A 2,726-nucleotide genomic window follows, 5' to 3' on the forward strand; every position below is an offset into this window, starting at 1 on the left:
CGAAGGCGCTCCAGCACGAACTCCCCCACCTTGTCGGGGCCCACCGCGGTCAGCAGGGCGGTGCGCAGCCCCAGCCGCCGGGCCCCCACCGCGATGTTCAGGGGGCTACCCCCAAGGTAGGCCCCAAAGGTGCGAATCTCCGGGAAGGGGGCCCCCAGGTCGTGGGAGTAGAGGTCGATGGAGCAGCGCCCGATGGTGATGAGGTCGTAGCTCTGGCCCATGCTCCCCCTTTCAGTACCCCGTAACCCGGTGCAGGTACTCCCGGTTGCGCCGGGCACTCTCCTTGGGGGCCCCCATGCCCGGCAGCACGTCCTGCTCCACGGTAATCCAGCCGTCGTAGCCCAGGGCCACCAGCTTCTGGGTCACCGCGCCGAAGTCAATCTGGCCCTGGCCCAGCTCGCAAAACACGCCCTTGCCGATGGCCTCCTTGTAGTTCCAGCCCTTTGCGCGGGCCTCGCTGGCCACGCCCGGATGGCAGTCCTTGTAGTGGACATACCATATGCGCCCCCAGAAGCGCTCGAGGCCCTCCAGCACCTGCTGTGGCTCGTTGGTGCCCGTCCCGTAGAGGTAGTGCCCGGTGTCGAACACCAGCCCGATGATTGCGCCGTCGGTGTGCTCGAGGAAGGCCTCGATCTCCCAGGGGGCCTCTACGTAGCCTGCGCAGTGGTGGTGGAACACCGTGCGCAGGCCGGTCTCGTCGTGAACAGCCCGGGCGATGCGGCCCGCTCCCGAGGTGAAGACCTTCCACTGCTGGGCGCTGAGGCTCAGCTCAGGCCGGGCGCGCCCGGCGTTCTCAAAGCGCAGCGGGTCGCGGCTGTGCTCATCGGCCAACACCACGAAGGGCTGCCAGCCGTCGCCCACGTCGGCCACGCTTTTCAAGAGGCGGGCCGTGCGCAGCACGCGCTCTTCGCCCGCGGCATGAAGGGCGGGCTCGAGCAGGTAGACCCCTTCGTAGGCCCCCAGCATGGTCAGGCCACGCGAGCTAAGCTCCCGCCGCAAGCGCTCGGGGTCGGTGGGCATGTAGCCAAAGTCGCCCAGCTCGGTGCCGCGGTAACCGGTCTCTACGAGCTCATCGAGCATCTGCGCGTAGCCGATGCCCTGCCCCCACCCCTCGATGGTGCCCCAACTGCATGGTGCGTTGCCAAAACGGATCGCCATTGTCCAAAATTCCTTTCCCGGAGGTCCTAAGCGTCTTGCGTCTCAGAAATAGCGCCGCTGCTTCTTCAAGTAGGTCTCGTACTCCTCGCGGGCCTTCCTCACCCCAGGCTGGCTCGAGACCTCGGCCACGGGGACGTCCCACCAACTCTCGAAGCCTGGGACGCGGTCATCTACGCTCACCGGCACCACGATCACCCTCACACCCCTGGCTTTGTGGGCCTCTTTGAGGGCTTCTTCCAGCTCACGGTAGTTCCTGGGGCTCCACACCCTCGCCCCCATGGCCCGGGCGTGGGCGGCGAAGTCCACCTCGAGCGCTGCCCCGTCGGTGCGGCCTGTTCTACCGTCGCGCCGTCGCAGCTCGTTGTTGAAGGAGGGCGAGCCCAGCGACATCTGCAGGCCGCGAATCGAGCCGAAGGCCTTGTTGTCGATCAGCATGACCGTAAAATCCAGCCCCTCGGCCACCGCGGTGACGATCTCCGAGTTCATCATCAGGTAGCTGCCGTCCCCCACGAAGACCACCACCTCGCGCCCGGGCTCGGCCATCACCACCCCCAGCCCGGCGGGAATCTCGTAGCCCATGCAGGAGAAGCCGTACTCGAGGTGGTAGGCCTTGGGGTCTTCGCAGCGCCAGAGCTTGAGCAAATCACCCGGCAGGCTTCCCGCCGCGCAAATCACCGTGGCCTTGCCGCCATATGCCTCGTTCACCAGGCCGATGACCTCGGCCTGAGCCATCTCCTTTTTCTCAGGTCTAGGCGTGCGGTACTGGCTCACCCGCTCGTCCCACTCTCGCTTGAGCCGCTCCACCTCTTCGCGGTAGGAGGCCGGAGTGCCCGCAAAGCCCTTCAGGGCCTGGCCGAGCGCTTCCAGGGCCCTCCGGGCGTCGGCCACCAGCGACAGGCCGTTCAGCTTGGCCGCGTCAAAGGGGAGCACGTTCACCCCAACGAACTTCACCTCTGGGTTCTGAAAGGCGGTCTTGGAGGCGGTGACGAAGTCGCCCAACCGCGTGCCGATGGCGAGGACCAGGTCGGCCTCTTTGGCCAGGCGGTTGGCGGCGGTTCCCCCGTTCGAACCCACCGCGCCCACACACATGGGGTGATCCCAGGGCAAAGCCCCCTTGCCCCCCTGCGACTCCGCTACCGGGATGCCGTAGGTCTGGGCAAAAGCGGCGAGCTGGGTGTGGGCTTCGGAGTAGAGCGTGCCCCCTCCGGTCACGATCAGCGGGCGCTTGGCCCTCTTGATGAGTTCGGCCACTTGTTCCAGCACCTCCGGCTCAGGCGCGGGGCGGCGAACGCGCCAGACCCGCCTGGCGAAGAAGGTCTCCGGCCAGTCGTAGGCCTCGGTCTGCACGTCCTCGGGCAGGCAGAGGGTCACCGCCCCGGTCTCGGCGGGGTCGGTGAGCACGCGCATGGCCTCGGGCAGCGCGGAGAGGAGCTGAGAGGGCCGGGTGATGCGGGTGAAGAAGCGAGAGACGGGCCTGAAGGCGTCGTTCACGCTCACATCGTGCTCGGTGGGGTGCTCGAGCTGCTGTAGCACCGGGTCGGGCAGGCGGTTGGCGAAGTAGTCCGAGG

At 67.3% G+C, this 2,726-nt stretch carries 3 protein-coding genes; all 3 read right to left on the reverse strand.

The window, feature by feature from the left end; translation table 11 throughout:
- Window positions 1-221, reverse strand: a 221-nt coding sequence (locus NZN28_RS14195; RefSeq protein WP_295399254.1) for a PfkB family carbohydrate kinase, incomplete at its 3' end; no start/stop codon positions are given.
- A gap of 10 nt (window positions 222-231) precedes the next feature.
- Window positions 232-1,158: a TIM barrel protein gene (locus NZN28_RS14200; RefSeq protein ID WP_295399256.1), complete on the reverse strand. Its 927-nt coding sequence runs from the start codon at window positions 1,156-1,158 to the stop codon at window positions 232-234.
- A gap of 42 nt (window positions 1,159-1,200) precedes the next feature.
- On the reverse strand, window positions 1,201-2,726 hold a 1,526-nt coding region (gene iolD, locus NZN28_RS14205), incomplete at its 5' end, for a 3D-(3,5/4)-trihydroxycyclohexane-1,2-dione acylhydrolase (decyclizing) (RefSeq protein WP_295399258.1).

Origin of the sequence: Meiothermus sp., assembly GCF_025056915.1 — a bacterium.
Lineage (GTDB): Bacteria > Deinococcota > Deinococci > Deinococcales > Thermaceae > Meiothermus.